Genomic DNA, 16,326 nt, shown 5'->3' on the forward strand with positions numbered 1-16,326 from the left:
CATCCATTTCCCCACAGGGTGGATACGCAACCTAGCGGCTTATACAGGTATAGCCTGAGGCTCCCAACCAGCCAAAACATAAATCACCACCGAATGGACTGACAGACTTTGTTCGAGGTATCACCAACCGAAGTTGGCTCCCAAGGAGGAACCGTCAATGATCCTGCCTCGATGATTATATACCTTTTGATCTGTCTGGAGTATATGGGAGCTACAGACATGTATAACTGTTAGTTAAGCTCCTTGATGATATCTGATGAGAGGGGAATCCTCCCTTCAATCATTACTTAGATTTGGAAATTGAAACTATTAACTGTAGTCCTTAATGACTACATCATTACTATACTAGGAGGTACGATATGCCAATTCATATTATAGTAGCTTGTGTAGTGGCTTCAGCAACTTATTGGATGTTAAGCTGTAGAAGAAGTGAATAAAATAAAGAGAACCGGAGGTTATTAAACCTCCGGTTTTTTGATGCCTCAATTCAAAACAATTGTTCTTGAAAAGTCAAGAAATCACGCTATAATAATAAAAAAGAACAATAGTTTGCATAAGAGAGGCGTAATTACAATGAATAAGAGATTTCCGGTGGATGTAATACTGCAACACAACGTAGATAGTACAATTATCCCATATAGAATCAGATTCACTTCAGAAGAAGGGGAGAAACAAGAGTACACAATAAAAGGCTATACCGATCTTACAGGAACTCAAGAAGGTACGATGCCAGATGGTGTATTTATAGGGTTTAAGGATTATGTCTTTAGATGTAAGCTGCACGTTGGTAACAAAGAAAGGATTATCAATCTGTATTGTAAACCAGATAGATCATCCTGGTTTATGACAGTGGTTCGGTGAGATGTGTATATGAAGACTAAAATCTTACATATTATGAATGTAACGAGTTGTGCGGGAACAAAACTGTACCTTCGAACCATGGTATAATTGCCCTCACAATCAGACAGTTATGCTAGAAAAAACAGTTTGGAAAATGTGAGTTAAAATCGCTCCATATTCCAAACCACATTAAGTGCTCAAAAAGTTTATGAGAGATGAAGTAACATTTGATCAGTTATGCACAGCGATCGGTGAGGTAACAGAAAACAAAAGCAGCGTATATTGCTTCATGGCTGCACCTGGGGGCTCAACATTTGAATTTGAAAATACAAAGTATGAACTCGACCGTGAGCACACAGCGTTAATATTAGGAAACGACATGTGTGATGTGGTTCTGGAAATGGATGATGTGAATGACATTACGGCTGAATACGACGAAATGACTCAGAACATTAATTATTGGTTTAACTTTAATGGAGTCGGAAGAGAAGAATACTGATACCGGGAATCATGATACTGATAAAAAGGGCTCTGATACAGACAACTCAGAATCTGTAAACTAAGACGCAGATAAGGATTCAACTGATGATACGGAACAGATTGAAGAAGGTAAAGCAGCTGCTTCGGAAGATGGATCAGATTCAGAAAATAAAGACAAGGATGATTCAGATAAAGAAACCGATGGTGAAACAGATGAATCCAGCGAAGTTCCTGAGTCCGAAGAAACTGTAGCATCAACAGAAGACCTTGAAGAGACTACAGCAGAGGAAACATTGGCTGAGACAGAAGCTCTGATAGAAGAAACTGTTCCTGCAGAGACGACGGCACCGGCGGAGACATTGGCAGAAAAGAAAAAGGAGTACCTTACCATGGAGGACATGGAAGGGCTCTGGAGCATCGATGACATCACTTCCTACCGCTTCACAAAGAGCGGATCAGGGGCTCTGGTACTTCCGGAGCACAGCTACAGCTTCGACTATGAGCTAGAAGAAGATACTCTCAAGGTAGATTTCGAGAAGAGTAACCTCAGGGACTCAACCTTCAAGGTATCCATCGTGGACGGAGTCATGAACCTTCAGTGTCTGGATGAGTATTTCGAGAATGAGTATGAGCTTCACAAGGCTGAGGATTGATTCAAAAAATGGTATATGATGTCATTCACACCATAACAATGGATGATTAAAAACAAAGACAGCTATGTTTTATCTGCATTTTGGCAGGAAACATAGCTGTCTTTTTTTGATCTTTTTAAAGGTTTTGCTTAATTTGAAATAAACCATTTATCTACCACTTATCTGTCACATCTTCTGGGAAATCTCTGAACGCGGTACGTGCAGGATATGCTTAGGCAATATGCAGTCATTTGATTGCAACATTCAATCATTTGATGTATATTTTAGATAGTTGTATTGTTTTTGATTTGGAGGATAGATATTATGGCTGCAATTACTCTTCGCATAGATGATAAAGAAAAGAAAGAACTTGATAAGGCTCTTGAAGCAATCGGTATGAATGTGACTACTTTTTACTCAATATACACCAAGAAATTCCTAAGAGAAAAGCGTATTCCTTTTGATATAACAGTTCCTGACGAAGATCCTTTTTATTCAGAAGCTAATCAAAAGCACCTAAAAAAAGCTATCAAAAGACTTGAAGGAGGTAAAGGTCAGGAGCACGACCTTATTGAAGACTGATGAAACTCATATGGGATGAAGAAGCGTGGGACGATTATGGGATCACCAACCACTTTCTCTATCTACAATTCAACATTAATTTATAATTCAATTTGGTCTCATTTTTGGTCACCAATGCCGAAAACCTTAGGAAATCCAATGGTAAGATATCGGTCTCCAAAACCGCTCATGGGGGTTCAAATCCCTCAACCCCTGCTCCATAGTGCAGAAGAAAGGATTTCCTGATAAGGAAATCTTTTTTTGTTTTCTTTTGCATCTAAGAAACCATCTAAATCATACACGATTCCCAGTTTCTGGCGTATAATCATTGTATACTTGAAGAACCGGAAAATACTCCGGACTTTACAGGAGGTTTTAATGAATTACGATTTTGTTTCCATTATGGACAGGAAAGGCAGAGATTCTATTGCCGTTGACGGTCTCGGCACTATGCCGGGATTTACTCCTGAACTGCCAAAAGAGGGTTTTGATATCATTCCGATGTGGGTTGCGGATATGAATTTCCCTGCTGTGCCCACAATACAGGAAGCCATCATTGAGAGAGCAAAGCATCCTGCATTTGGTTACTTCAATGCAACAGATGAATACTTTAACTCAATTATCAAATGGCATGAAACAAGAAATTCTGTTTCCGGACTTACAAAAGATGCTATAGGCTATGAAAACGGAGTTTTAGGAGGAGTGATAAGTGCGCTGAACGTATTCTGTTCCAAGGGTGATAATGTTCTCGTGAACAGTCCCACATACATCGGTTTCACCATGTCACTAAAAAACAACGGATACAATATCGTGCATAGTCCGCTTTACATTGATGATCAAAACATATGGCGAATGGATTTCGATGATATGGAAAAGAAGATCATCGAGAATAAGATTCATGCCGCTATTTTCTGTTCTCCCCATAACCCTTGCGGGCGTGTTTGGGAGAAGTGGGAAATAGAAAAGGCCATGGAGCTTTTCAAAAAACATGATGTCTTCGTAATCTCTGATGAAATATGGTCAGATATCATTCTGAATAATCACAAGCATATTCCTACTCAGTCAGTCTCGGAAGAAGCGAGAATGCGTACGGTAGCATTGTATGCCCCCTCTAAAACCTTCAATCTTGCAGGACTTGTGGGCAGCTATCACATAATTTACAACAAATGGATAAGAGACCGTGTCGAGAAGGAATCCTCATTATCTCACTACAATGAGATGAATGTATTATCAATGCACGCCCTCATCGGAGCTTACAAGCCAGAGGGATACGAATGGGTAGATGAATTAAAAGCGGTACTCAGCGAAAACATTAATTATGCGTGCGGTTATATAAAGGATCACTTCGAGGGCGTGGAGGTTTGTAAACCACAGGGTACATATATGCTTTTTGTCAACTGCACAAAGTGGTGTGAAAAGCACGGAAAAACCATTGACGACATTGAACATGCGGCATGGGACGTTGGAGTAGCCATTCAGGACGGAAGAATGTTCCACGGCAATTGTCACCTCAGAATGAATCTTGCACTTCCACTGTCAAGGGTTCAAGAGGCATTGAAAAGATTAGACAACTATGTGTTTAATGCCTGACTTTGAGAGATTTTACCAATGGAAACCATATACGATTTCATAGTATAATAGGGTTACTTTTGTTTTAATAAACTAAAAATGGAGCCAATTAGATCTGTCTCTGTATGAGGAAAATAATCGGCAAAAACCTTTAGTTTATAGAGGAGAATTATGAAAGCAGATTATATAAGTGAAACAACAGACCCTTCAGATTTTGTGCTTCTTTCAGATTATGTTCCCGGTGTCATACAGGAGATCAGATATTTTTCTACCTACAATTTCGTTGGAGACCGTATAAACGGTTATGAAGAGCCCTGCGCCATCATAACGAAAGAAGCCGCAAGGGCAATGAAGAATGCCGCTGATGAACTAATGGTCAAGGGCTACCGCATCAAAGTCTTTGATGCCTACCGTCCGACAACAGCAGTTAAGCATTTTATTTTGTGGGGAATAGAAGATACAGATATCCGCATGAAACCTTATTTTTATCCGGATCTTGAAAAGCAGGAGCTTTTCTCCACGGGCTACATAGCAAAGCAATCTAGCCACAGCAGGGGCAGTACAGTAGACATTACCCTTTTTGATATGAAAACCGGAAAGGAAGTTGATATGGGCGGACCCTTTGACTTCTTCGGAGAGTTGTCACACCCGGATTTCAAAGGAATAACAGAAGAGCAGTTTGAAAACAGAATGCTCCTTCAGGATGTCATGGTCAGAAACGGCTTCAATACTTTCCCATATGAATGGTGGCACTTTACATTGAGGGATGAACCCTACCCGGAGACCTATTTTGAATTTCCGGTATCATCAGAGTATCTGAAAAAGTAATCAAAAAAGAATGCGGACAGTCGCCCGCATTCTTTTTTAATTCCAGATAATCCTATCAATTCTGTGTAGCAACATTCTTTCCTGCGATACGTCCGTAGGTGAAGATATCAGCTGCATGAGAACACCCTTTAAAATTATTTGATTATAGCATATTTTAAACGCTTACACAGAGGAAATCGGTTTTCTATACACGAAAAAAGAACCCTGAATCGATGAAGCACACGCCATCTCATCTAAGGTTCTTTTCTCATCACGAATCGTTTCAGATCTGTGAAGCACTCGCCACATCTCTTTAACTTGTTATTATTGTATCGTTTTTCATACAATCAGTCAACATGAAAATAATTTTTATTTTAATTGGGATTTAAACCCTTGTAACAGTTCAGCCGGTGGACCACTAACTCCGTCCCCATGGTCCACCGGCTGAACTGTTATAATCCTTTTTTTCAAAAAAACTTCACTCTTTTTATATTTCCATCGTTCAATGTCGAAGTATACAGGTAGTGATATGTGTAGGCATTATTCTGACACATAAAAAAATACTTACAGGAGATTTAATGTAATGAATGAAAACCAGGAACTGAATATCGCTGTAAATCCCACCTCCAACACAGCCATTACAACACTTATCATGCTGGCAAATGCTCACTATGATAAAGCATTGGAAATACTTGAAAAAATGGGTATCGAAAAGGAGAAGATTTTTCATGGTGTTGATAGTTCTGACATGATAAACAGACCTTCTGACATCGTCAGAGAACTTCGATATGTTGCGCTAAACAGAACTATAGAGGAAAGTGGGTTCAAAACTCTCATGGATCTTCCCTGCGGCTATACACCTAAGGTTTTTGATTTCACAGAGAAAGGAATGCAATATATAGGCTGTGATCTTCCTGCTGTTATAAATGAATTTTCCCCAATCATTGCTTCAATGACAGATGATGAGCAGAAAAAGAAGATCAATTTCCGGGTTGTTGATGTAACCAATTATGAAAGCATGAAGGCTGCCGCAGATATGGTGGACGGTCCTGTCTGCATTGCAACCGAAGGACTTACGGTTTATCTTACAGCGGACGAGACCCATCAGCTTGGTGTAAACATCAGACGCATCCTCAGCGAAAAAGGCGGATGCTGGCTCAATGCCGACGTCGAAACCTTAGAATATTATATGGCTGTATACAGAGCTGTGGCAGGTGATAAGGCGATGGAGCTCCTGCTTGCATCAAGAAAAGGATTTAGTGGGCAGGCAGATACCGATCTTCATAAAAACAATTCAAATGTAGTAAAAGAATCCGCCGGAAAACTCACTCCGGATTACAAAAAGATAGAAGCCTTGTATAAATCAAGAGGTCTTTTGGTAGAAAAAGTGCCTTATTATCGAGATGATTTAAAGCTTCAGCTTTTCGATGCCATGACTGATGAGGAAATAGAAAAGCTGAAGGAAAATACCAAGCATGTAAACATCTGGAAAATCACCGTAGACCCTGATTTCAGGGAGTCTGCGCCTGTTGCCGGCGCCGATGCTCCTTCGGAAATACTCATGGATCCAGATCTTCCTTTTGATGTACAATGCTCTGTCAGTGACGGTTTACTTGATGTAAGCGTTCAGGGGCGTATGGATACCCTGACAGCTCCGGAGCTTTTAAAAAAATTCCAGGAAGCCGGAAGTGCCATAACCGGAATACATATCGATGTCAGCAAGATGGCCTACGTTTCTTCAGCAGGGCTTCGTGTACTCCTTATTATGTACAAGTCCCTGAAGGATAAGGATAGTTTTGAACTGACAGGCGCCAATGCTACAGTCAGGGAAATCATGGAAACAACAGGTTTTGACCAGTTTTTTTTGAAATAATACTCAGCCAAACAACAACACAGCTTATCATAGAAAGGATACCCATGATCATGGAGCATTCACTCAATACATCAAACCTCGGAAACGCAAGAGAACTTGGCGGTTTTTTGATCGGCAGCAAAAAAATAAGGCACGGGTGTTTGCTCCGTACCGCCTCTCTTTCAGGTCTTACACCTGAAGATATGAAGGTTCTGACTGATGATTACAAGCTCTCCTGCATAGTGGATCTTCGCATGAAAGATGAAAGAGACAGTCAGCCAGACCCGGTAATTCATGATGTCAAAAATCACTTTCTTCCGGTAATGGATCTTCAGGATTATCCGACATTGGGAGCGGAATTTATCAGGATCATATCCGATCCAAATGCAGACAGGATTAAACTCATGAATATGGCCTACGATACCGGATATTTTAATGATGATTTCTATGTGAAACTTATTCTTTCTGAACGGGGAAAGAATGCATTCTGCGGTTTTTTTGAATGCCTTTTGAATCTTCCGGAGGATCGTTCCATACTATGGCACTGTACTGATGGAAAAGACAGAACCGGTTTGGCCTCTATGCTGATACTCACTGCATTGGGAGCTGACAGAAAAACCGTAATGGAAGATTACATGCTGACTAATCTTTATAATAAAGAAAAACTTGATAAGGCAAGGGCTGGGTTGGCAAAAATGTCTGTTTCAGATGATTTCCGTGATGTTGCACTTTTTGGCTGTGGAGCGGTTTATGAGTATTACATGTTGAATGCTCTTAAAGCAATGGACGAAAACTACGGTTCTCCTTCCGAATATCTCAAAGAGGAACTTGGTGTAGGAAAATCAGAATGTAAAGAATTACAGAATAAATTTCTGGAATGATCTTTTACAGTAAGTAACAGTTCAGCCGGTGGACCATGGGGACAGAATGATGTACCCCTTCGATCGATTGACCTAAGGGGTATTAATGTTCTCAAACCTTAAGCATATCTCTCTGCCAAAGCATCCTGCAAAAACCGGGATACATTAAGATGTTCCTGCTCAGCACGCCGATTCATCCAGTTAGGAAGAGTTACATTACGTCTTACCATTTTGTTGTCATTCTTTCTGCGATACTCGTCAAAATCAATATCTACAAGAGTCTTGATTCCTTTACCAACATCAGCAAATGTTCCCTTCGAAACATCTATATCGTCAATATCAGACGGTTCAGGAACCGAGTCTCCATTATCTTGCATTGAAATCCCGGTTAAACCTATAGCATCTCTTGCCATAACGATGGCTTCCTGAATATTTTTAGCCTCAGTTAATATCTCAAGATCAGGTACTTCAATAAGAATATCATCTTTGTCTTTTGTTAAAATCACCGGATATACTGTAGTCATTTCACGCCCTCCATTTTCAATATTATACACATTTCATACACACTGGTCAAATCGCAAAAATTCATTTTCTGTACATCAAATGTCTGCTATAATCCTTTGAAAGCAAAATACAATCAGGTGATAAAATGGAACAACTTGAATTTTCAAAAGAAATATTACCGGGAATTTACAGAGTCACCCTGACAGACAGAACCATTGAGCAGGGTGTCAGCGAAATACAGATCTTCATCATAAAAGGGAAGGAATCCGTGCATGACGGAAGAAGTATCATGATCGATACCGGATTTAACAATGATGCCTGCATGGAAAAGCTTACCTATGCACTTTTGGAGCTTGATATTTCCCCTGAAAAGCTCGATGTCTTTCTCACCCACAGACACCATGACCATTGCGGTCTGGCAGGCAGGTTCGCCAAGAATGGAGCACGCCTCTTTATGAACCGGATGGAAGAGCGCCATCCTTATGACTGTCTCGCCTACAAAGTAAGTGATGAGTCAGTGGAGGCTCAGAAAAAAGTTTTATATTCCTGCGGCATCACCCCTGACAAGACTCCGGAAGTATGGCAAGCTTTCAGAAATGTTTCCGACCGGGTACAGAAGCACGGTCAGTGGGTTCTTGCCATCTGGGGTTTTCCCTACAATGATGTGGAACCGGGAGATGTGTTCCGGTACGGAGACTACGAGTTCGAAGCCTTCCCGCTGAAGGGTCACACCTACGGACAGATGGGCCTTAAGGACTATAAGCATAAACTGTTCTTCACAGCGGATCAGCTGATTCATAAAGTTTCCCCCATCGTTGCCACCACCTATCCCGACGAACACCTTTTGCAGGGATTCTTTGATTCACTAAAGCATATAAAAGAAGAATGTCACGACTGGACCATCATCCCTTCCCACGGCGAGATAATCGAGGATATAAGCGGAGACGTGGATAAGACTGTATTCAGCTATCTCAGCAAGGCAACCGATGTGAGAGACCTTTTGAAAAGCATTAGCCAAACAGAAACGGGTTCCTCAAATGATGCAATGAATCATCGCCGGGACGAATCTGTTCACACAGCAAAAAATCACAGTCTAACCACCCATGAAATCTCGGAGAAGATATACAAATTCACCCGCCCTCCCGAGAACGACGACGAGTTCTTCCTATATAAAATGACTGTGACCAAAACCTACAGTCTGCTGGAATATCTATACGGAATCGGCTTTATAGAAAGAGAGCTGAAGGACGGTATTTTTTATTGGAGTCTTAAATAAAACATGGCACAAAACAACATCATCACTATAGAACATTTATCCAAAGTATATACAGAAAGAAAGATCTTTGAGGATACCGACTTTTCCATGCTGGAGGGTGAAAAGGTGGCCCTCATAGGCATTAACGGAACCGGAAAATCAACGCTTTTGAAGATTGCTGCGGGAATAGAGGAGCCTGACGAGGGTAATATAGCAAAGCGGAGAAACCTCTCTGTCCGCTACCTTCCTCAAACTCCGGAATTCGATCCGGAGGACACCATACTTGAAGCCATTCTCCATGACAATGAGGGCAAGGAGCATGTCTGGAATCTGGAAACTGAAGCGAAAAAGTTCCTGTCTAAGCTTGGGGAGAATGATTACGAAAAGAAGATAGGCACCCTTTCGGGAGGTCAGAAAAAACGCGTTGCACTGGCAAGCACTCTTTTGTCAACGGCAGATCTTCTGATCCTTGACGAGCCCACAAACCATCTTGACGGAGCCATGTCCGAGTGGCTGGAGGGTTACCTGAAAGGCTTCAGGGGTTCCCTCCTTATGGTAACCCACGACAGATATTTTCTTGATGAGATCTGTGACCGTATCGTGGAGCTTGATCAGGGAAAGCTCTACAGTTATAAGGCCAATTATCAGGGATACCTGGAGCTTAAGGCAGAGCGAATGGATATAGCCCGGGCACAGGAACGCACCCGGCAAAACATCCTCCGTAACGAGCTTAAATGGGTAATGCGCGGCGCTAAGGCGAGAACCACGAAGCAAAAAGGTCGTCTGCAGCGTTACGAAAAGCTGTCCCAGATGCATGGTCCAACGGAAGAGGAAGAGATCAAGCTAAGCTCCATTAAGACCCGTCTCGGTAAATCCACCATCGAGATTGATGATGTTACAAAGGGCTTTGACGGACAGACCCTTATCGATCATTTCACCTACAACTTCCTCCGGAATGACCGCATCGGCATCATCGGTCCCAACGGCGCCGGAAAATCAACTCTTATAAAAATGATCACCGGCTGGGAGACTCCGGATTCCGGAGAAATCCGTATCGGCCAGACCGTAAGGATAGGATATTTTTCTCAGGAAAATGAAGAGCTAGATGGTAATCAGCGTGTAATCGATGCCATGACCTCCATCGCAGAGTACGTCCATACCACCGATGGTCTCGTCAGCGCCAGCAACATGCTGGATAAATTCCTTTTCCCACCTTCACAGCAATACATGAAGGTTGAAAAGCTGAGCGGAGGCGAGAAGCGCCGCCTGTACCTTCTGAGGGTTTTAATGTCTGCACCGAATGTCCTGATCCTGGACGAGCCTACCAATGACCTTGACATCCGCACCATGACCATCCTGGAAGACTATCTCGACCACTTTGACGGAATAGTCATCACAGTATCACATGACAGATTTTTCCTTGACCGTGTTGTGAACCGGATATTCTCCTTTGAAGGAAACGGTCATATATCTCAATACGAAGGTGGCTATACCGATTATCAGGTAGAGTACCTCCGGAGAAATCCCGATGCTGAAAGCGTATTTGCAAGCGCCGGTTCTATTTCAGGTGTCGGTAAATCCGTAAAAAATTCCGGTGATGAATCAGATAACCCCGATACAGCTAAGGGCAATGGTAAACAGAAGCGTTTTGTCGGCGAGCGAAAGCTTAAGATGACATATAAAGAACAAAGAGAATGGGAGACCATTGAAGCCGACATCGAAGCCGCCGAAGAAAAGGTTGCGGAACTGGACGAAGAAATCCTTAAATATGCCAAGGATTTCATCAAGTTAAATGAACTGACTCAGGAAAAAGAAAGGCTTGAAAACCTTCTGGCAGAAAAGATGGACCGATGGGAATATCTGTCTGATCTTAATGAGAGAATACAGTCACAGTGAAAATGCTTTTATTAAAAAGGCGCAGGCTTAGTTGTGGCTCCTCGAAAATCGTAGTGCCGGGGTCCGATCTGCGTCAAATTAAATATCGGGCATATTTTTACAAATAATTATTAATTTTTAATTATTTTCTCCCAATCTATTGACACACCACTATTCTTAAGATTACAATGGCATTAGTCACAAAAGTTGACTTTTTTAACAAATCAGAACAGTGGGGAAACCTATTTTAGTTCTATTTCTTTTTTTCCTTTCTTTTCAAGAAGACAGCCCCTCGGGGCTGTCTTCCTGTTTCTAAAACTTTTTGAGGTATCCCGTTTGAAAATGGATATTCCCCGATACCGGCTTATGTGTACCTGATGATTCAAAAAACATCTTGACGAACCTTTCCAGCTTTGCTATTATGATGGAGCAATTTTGACGAGGTGTGATAATTGGTAGTCGGCCAGCCTGGAAAGTTGGTGCCCGTTTTACGGGTTGTGAGTTCGAGTCTCATCCTCGTCGCTTAAAGAAACCGGTTCAAAAGAACCGGTTTTTTTGTTATAATCATTTAAAAATTTGTATAGATAAAAGGCATAAAGAGACAGGTTCAAATCCATCGACCCATTTCCGGGTCTCAGACTTTCCATTCATGGTTTTGGGCTAAAGCATTATGCCGTAAAAGCAGGAGAATCTTACGTGATTATTTTAGTTGATTTTGAAAACACCCATGTATCCGGGCTTGAAGGATACGAGTACCTTGACGACAATGATACTTTGGTAATGTACTACAGTGATGACAACAGTGCCGTAACAAAGGGCATGGTAAATGACCTGAAGAAACGAAATGTTCATGTCAGCCTTGTAAAGCTCTTGAAGCAGCACAGTAATGCTCTCGACATGTACATTGCCTCAACCACCGGAATGTTCCTTGAATCCGGTGAGAAGATCTGCATAGTTTCAAAAGACAAGGGTTATGCAGCTGTACGTGATTTCTGGCACAGCCTGAGAGGAGCAGAGATACTTCTGGGAGAAACCATCAAGGAATGTCTCCTGAGTTCAGAGAAGAATGATGACGAGCGTATCCGCCTTTGTAAGGAAAGATCCCAGAAAACAAATCTTGTGGATGCATTCGCAACCATGAATACCATACCCACAAGACCTACCCTCAGTAAGGCAAACCGTAGAAGACGAGGACAGAGCATTAACTTTACAGAGGTTACAGAACCTGCTTCTCTTATTCCGAATCCGCTTATGATGGAAACACCGGCTGACCAGCTTGCCAAACAGATGAAGGATCAGGCCGCAGAACTTGCTCAGGAAAGCAAGTCTTCCGGGAACAAAAATCCCGATAACAATTCAAATAAAGAAGCTGCCGGAGAATCAGCAGGAGGATCAGATAAAAAAAATCGTGTCAGATCCGAGAAAAACTCAAAGAATTCAGACAAGACCGGTATTAAGGATGCCTCAGACAAGGCCAACGCTTCAAACTCCGGTGATAACCTGAAAAAAGAATCAGCTCAGGAAAAGCCAAAAGCTCTGATCAAATCTGCGCCCGAGAAAACGGCTATTATACCGAGACCCGAACAGAGAACCGCTCTCGCAAAAACAGAACCGAAATTCGATCCGAACCGTGTTCAGTTCGTTTATGATCCGGCTTCCCATTCCATGAAGAGGGTGGAAAGCGTTTTTGATAAAAAGGAGCAGGAAACCGAAGCTCAGACCACTGATGTAAAAGCAGAGGCACAGGCAACTGCCGGGGATAGCTCAATCCCCCTTGCAGAAACCTCACCGGAGGCCGATACACCGGTTACCATTGCAGCAACTGATGAGTCCCCATCTGCTAATGCAAAGTCCGGGAAACCTGATGAAGAAAAAATAACGATTGAAACCACCGATGATACAACCAATGCAATTATGGCATCCGGTGCTGCTACCGAAGAAAATACATTTCAGGTTCAGACTGAAGATTCTTCGAAACCAGAGAAGAAGTCCTCCAAAAAATCTTCATCAGCAAAAACAAAAAAGTCCGAGAACAAAAAAACCGGCAGAAAAACTTCCAAGAAAACAGAAGCTGAAGCTGCTGTAAAGTCAGAGCCTGTTTCCAATGAAGCCTCAAAGGACTCCGGTGAAAATCCAGAACCAGCTGCTCCCGTTTTAAAAGATGAAACTGAAAAGAAGGAAAAGCAGCAGCCCGTTAAGAACACTAAAAAGACCGCCGACAAGTCAAAACCGGCCAAGAGTAAAACCAGGGAAACAACAGATTCCGCTGCAGCTTCCGAAAAGGAAAAGAGTGACGGAAAAGCAGCTGAAAGCAAAGACTCATCCAGCTCTTCAAAAAACAGATCTTCTTCAAAAAAAGAATCAAAGGAGAAGGAAGTAATTGCGGTTTCCCCTGATATGGAGGCCTTACAGACAGAAGCCCTGACAAAATATGGTCTTACTGCCAATACACTTCATACCTACTATGTTCGTCTCATGAAAGCCTATGGCAGGGAGCAGGGCCGCGAACTTTATGATGTCAGTAAAAAAGCCGTTCAGGAAGACATCAAAAAGAGGAAGGCCAGTAATGACTAATCACCTGATAAACTATTTGATCTTTAATTAATATGCTTATGTAACAGTACCGCCATGGATAGTTAAAACAAAATTTTTTATTTTTCCACTTGCCAAACCTGAATCTCTGTGCTAGTATACTTTTTGTTGCGCGGAGGTGCTGAAATTGGCAGACAGGCAAGACTAAGGATCTTGTGTCCGGTAGGACGTGTGGGTTCAAGTCCCATCCTCCGCAGATTAAAAAAACGGAAGTCAGATGACTTCCGTTTTTTTCGTTATACGGTAAAATAATATATACATCATAAATTCATCCGTAATGGGTAAATTCAGGCAGATTCTCGAAGAACCATTCCGGGATCTCTTTTCAGAGCAGTCCTGTAACCCGATAACGCAAAGGGAGAAACCATCATGAATGTTGCAATCATTACCGGTGCCAGTTCCGGCATGGGACATCGCATGGCAATAGAAATAAGAAACCAGATACCAAACGTTCAGGAATACTGGCTTTTCGGCCGCCGTAAGAACAGGCTTAAGGCTTTAAAAAAGACTCTTCGTAAGCCCTGCCGGCTTTTTGACGAGGACCTCACAAGCAGTGACTTTCTTTCAAAATATAAACGGCTTTTATCTGATGAAAAGCCCAATATCGTATTTCTTGTCAATGCCGCCGGCTTCGGCAAGATTGGAAATATCCGTGATCTAAGCCTCAAGGATCAGCTTTCCATGATCGACCTCAATGTCCGTGCTCTTACAGGCATCTGCAAGCTGAGCCTCCCTTCTATGTCGGAGAATTCCAGGATCATAAACTTTGCCTCCAGCGCCGCCTTTCTCCCTCAGCCTGCATTTGCAGTGTACGCTGCCGGAAAAAGCTATGTGCTCAGTTTCTCAAGAAGTCTTAATGAAGAACTAAGGGGCACAGGCTGTCATGTAACTGCCGTTTGTCCGGGGCCCGTAAAAACTGAATTTTTCGACATTGCCGAAACCACCGGAAAAATTCCGTTTTATAAGTATATATTCATGGCAGACCCGAAAAAAGTTTGCAGGAAAGCCCTTATTGACAGCATAAACAAAGCAGATATTTCAGTATATGGTATGGGCATGAAGCTGGTCATGATCCTCTCCAAGATCACACCGGTGCCACTCATATTTCTGGCCCTAAGGGTTATGAATTTTCTCGCCAAAGCAAAAAAGAAGCATTAGCTGCTTATTTTTAATGTCTCCGCCTCTAAAAATCAGAGCTAATCACCTATGCAGATGCCGAACATATACATCATAAGGAGTTATCTTTGAAAGAATTACATATATCCCTAAACGAATCCGGACAGCGTCTCGATAAGCTTTTACATAAATATCTGTCCAAGGCAAATACCGGCTTCATATACAAGATGCTAAGAAAAAAGAATATCGTTTTAAATGACAAAAAGGCAGAAGGAAAAGAAATCCTGAAGGAGGGGGACTCTGTAAAGATCTATTTTTCAGATGAAACCCTGGCTCTTATGACCGGAGGAAAGCAGGGCACCTATGAAGCCGGAAACCGGAAAGCAGGTATCCGGGAAAAGTCTGAATCCGGAACCCGAGAAGAACCTAGGGGAAAGTACGAAGCCGGAAACCGGGAGGCAAGACTCCAAAGAAAGTCTGTTTCCAAAAAGGAGGCCAAAAACACTGCTTCCAAAAAAGAATTCCTTGAATTCTCCAAGGCAACAGGCTCTCAGCTTGATATCCTGAAAAAACGTATAGTATATGAGGATATGCATCTCCTGGTCATCGATAAACCCCCAGGCTGGATAAGTCAAAGTGATGATTCCGGCGCCCGGTCTGTCAATGAGATCTGCCTTATGTATCTTATGGATAAAGGTGAGCTTACCGAAAAGCAGCTTGAGACCTTTAAACCGGGTATCGCCAATCGTCTCGACAGAAACACCTCCGGACTTATTCTTTTCGGAAAAACCCTGCCGGCACTCCAAAGTCTTTCGGAGCTTCTGAGAAAACGTACGGCAGAAAAATATTATCTTGCCATTGTGAACGGGAGGCTGGAGGAACCCAAAACCATAAAGGGTTATCTCTCAAAAAATGAAAAGCTCAACAAGGTCACCATAAGGAGGGAGCCTTTTGATGGTTCGTCAGAGATAAACACAGCCTATGAACCCCTGAAGGTTTCAGACAGTTACACGGTTTTAAAGGTTCACCTTATAACCGGGAAAACCCACCAGATCCGTGCGCATCTTTCCTCCATAGGACATTGCATAATCGGAGATCCGAAATACGGTGACCCGAAGGTGAATAGTTTCTACAAAAAGAATCTTTCTTTGGATCATCAGCTGCTGCATTCCTGGCAGCTGGCATTTCCCGGGAATCTCAGCGGCGTTCTGGAACCCCTGGCCGGCAAAACCCTGACGGCTGACCCGCCTGCAGAATTTAAATCATTTTTGTAAAGCCCTGACACAAAACATATAGTCTTCAAGTGGAATGATCAATTCCGCATATGTTTTGTATAAGGACTTTTCTAGTCTGTTTTCAGACCTTACGCTTTTTGCGATTATG

General features: G+C 42.3%; 14 protein-coding genes and 2 tRNA genes. 15 read left to right on the forward strand and 1 reads right to left on the reverse strand.

The annotated features are described in order from the left end of the window. The first annotated feature begins 1,048 nt into the window (after positions 1–1,048). The 8 genes from G625_RS0107600 to G625_RS0107640 all read left to right on the forward strand — a co-directional run bounded on the left by G625_RS0107600 (position 1,049) and on the right by G625_RS0107640 (position 7,622). Positions 1,049–1,339 carry a hypothetical protein gene (locus tag G625_RS0107600; protein WP_029200652.1) on the forward strand — a complete coding sequence of 97 codons (291 nt, stop codon included), beginning with the start codon at positions 1,049–1,051 and terminating at the stop codon, positions 1,337–1,339. 86 nt (positions 1,340–1,425) lie between these two features. Further along, a complete protein-coding gene (locus G625_RS22345) occupies positions 1,426–1,572 on the forward strand; it encodes a hypothetical protein (protein ID WP_156885067.1) in 147 nt (48 codons plus the stop codon). Positions 1,573–1,613: 41 nt separating this feature from the next. Further along, positions 1,614–1,973, forward strand: a complete 360-nt coding sequence (locus tag G625_RS0107610; protein ID WP_029200653.1) for a DUF5640 domain-containing protein — start codon at positions 1,614–1,616, stop codon at positions 1,971–1,973. 303 nt (positions 1,974–2,276) lie between these two features. Then, positions 2,277–2,534 (forward strand): type II toxin-antitoxin system RelB/DinJ family antitoxin, encoded by a 258-nt coding sequence (locus tag G625_RS0107615; protein ID WP_029200654.1) that lies wholly within the window; start codon positions 2,277–2,279, stop codon positions 2,532–2,534. A 357-nt stretch (positions 2,535–2,891) separates the two neighbouring features. Continuing rightward, entirely contained in the window at positions 2,892–4,103 is a 1,212-nt protein-coding gene (locus G625_RS0107625) for a MalY/PatB family protein (protein ID WP_029200655.1), read from the forward strand. A gap of 150 nt (positions 4,104–4,253) precedes the next feature. Next, entirely contained in the window at positions 4,254–4,910 is a 657-nt protein-coding gene (locus G625_RS0107630) for a M15 family metallopeptidase (RefSeq protein ID WP_044932000.1), read from the forward strand. 562 nt (positions 4,911–5,472) lie between these two features. After that, the gene (locus tag G625_RS0107635; RefSeq protein WP_029200657.1) at positions 5,473–6,762 is read left to right on the forward strand and encodes an STAS domain-containing protein; all 1,290 of its coding nucleotides are present in this window, start codon (positions 5,473–5,475) and stop codon (positions 6,760–6,762) included. 50 nt (positions 6,763–6,812) lie between these two features. Further along, positions 6,813–7,622, forward strand: coding sequence for a tyrosine-protein phosphatase (locus tag G625_RS0107640; RefSeq protein WP_198014878.1), 810 nt, complete (start codon positions 6,813–6,815; stop codon positions 7,620–7,622). A gap of 98 nt (positions 7,623–7,720) precedes the next feature. Here G625_RS0107640 and G625_RS0107645 read toward each other — a convergent pair whose 3' ends face one another. Continuing rightward, entirely contained in the window at positions 7,721–8,125 is a 405-nt protein-coding gene (locus G625_RS0107645) for a type II toxin-antitoxin system HicB family antitoxin (protein WP_029200659.1), read from the reverse strand. A gap of 125 nt (positions 8,126–8,250) precedes the next feature. On the opposite strand from G625_RS0107645, the gene G625_RS0107650 reads away from it, so the two are divergent. From G625_RS0107650 to G625_RS22730, 7 genes are all read left to right on the forward strand, one after another. Continuing rightward, positions 8,251–9,381, forward strand: a complete 1,131-nt coding sequence (locus G625_RS0107650; RefSeq protein WP_029200660.1) for an MBL fold metallo-hydrolase — start codon at positions 8,251–8,253, stop codon at positions 9,379–9,381. A 3-nt stretch (positions 9,382–9,384) separates the two neighbouring features. After that, positions 9,385–11,256 (forward strand): ABC-F family ATP-binding cassette domain-containing protein, encoded by a 1,872-nt coding sequence (locus G625_RS0107655; RefSeq protein WP_029200661.1) that lies wholly within the window; start codon positions 9,385–9,387, stop codon positions 11,254–11,256. A 416-nt stretch (positions 11,257–11,672) separates the two neighbouring features. Further along, positions 11,673–11,757: transfer RNA gene (locus G625_RS0107660), tRNA-Ser, on the forward strand. Positions 11,758–11,931: 174 nt separating this feature from the next. Further along, complete coding sequence (locus tag G625_RS21165) at positions 11,932–13,809, forward strand: PIN domain-containing protein (protein ID WP_049895796.1); 1,878 nt, start codon at positions 11,932–11,934, stop codon at positions 13,807–13,809. 130 nt (positions 13,810–13,939) lie between these two features. Continuing rightward, positions 13,940–14,023: transfer RNA gene (locus G625_RS0107670), tRNA-Leu, on the forward strand. Between the two features lie 173 nt (positions 14,024–14,196). Then, entirely contained in the window at positions 14,197–14,985 is a 789-nt protein-coding gene (locus G625_RS0107675) for an SDR family NAD(P)-dependent oxidoreductase (protein ID WP_029200662.1), read from the forward strand. Positions 14,986–15,071: 86 nt separating this feature from the next. Continuing rightward, complete coding sequence (locus G625_RS22730; protein WP_044932002.1) at positions 15,072–16,217, forward strand: RluA family pseudouridine synthase; 1,146 nt, start codon at positions 15,072–15,074, stop codon at positions 16,215–16,217. The last annotated feature ends 109 nt before the right edge of the window (positions 16,218–16,326 follow it).

Source organism: Oribacterium sp. NK2B42, assembly GCF_000424445.1.
Taxonomy (GTDB): Bacteria; Bacillota; Clostridia; order Lachnospirales; family Lachnospiraceae; genus Oribacterium.

Excerpts from the sequence above, each read along its gene's own strand:
- G625_RS0107600 (WP_029200652.1), top strand. The coding sequence starts at position 1,049 with ATGAGAGATGAAGTAACATTTGATCAGTTATGCACAGCGATCGGTGAG.
- G625_RS22345 (WP_156885067.1), top strand. The coding sequence starts at position 1,426 with ATGATACGGAACAGATTGAAGAAGGTAAAGCAGCTGCTTCGGAAGATG.
- G625_RS0107615 (WP_029200654.1), top strand. The coding sequence starts at position 2,277 with ATGGCTGCAATTACTCTTCGCATAGATGATAAAGAAAAGAAAGAACTT.
- G625_RS0107625 (WP_029200655.1), top strand. The coding sequence starts at position 2,892 with ATGAATTACGATTTTGTTTCCATTATGGACAGGAAAGGCAGAGATTCT.
- G625_RS0107630 (WP_044932000.1), top strand. The coding sequence starts at position 4,254 with ATGAAAGCAGATTATATAAGTGAAACAACAGACCCTTCAGATTTTGTG.
- G625_RS0107635 (WP_029200657.1), top strand. The coding sequence starts at position 5,473 with ATGAATGAAAACCAGGAACTGAATATCGCTGTAAATCCCACCTCCAAC.
- G625_RS0107640 (WP_198014878.1), top strand. The coding sequence starts at position 6,813 with ATGGAGCATTCACTCAATACATCAAACCTCGGAAACGCAAGAGAACTT.
- G625_RS0107645 (WP_029200659.1), bottom strand. The coding sequence starts at position 8,125 with ATGACTACAGTATATCCGGTGATTTTAACAAAAGACAAAGATGATATT.
- G625_RS0107650 (WP_029200660.1), top strand. The coding sequence starts at position 8,251 with ATGGAACAACTTGAATTTTCAAAAGAAATATTACCGGGAATTTACAGA.
- G625_RS0107655 (WP_029200661.1), top strand. The coding sequence starts at position 9,385 with ATGGCACAAAACAACATCATCACTATAGAACATTTATCCAAAGTATAT.
- G625_RS0107675 (WP_029200662.1), top strand. The coding sequence starts at position 14,197 with ATGAATGTTGCAATCATTACCGGTGCCAGTTCCGGCATGGGACATCGC.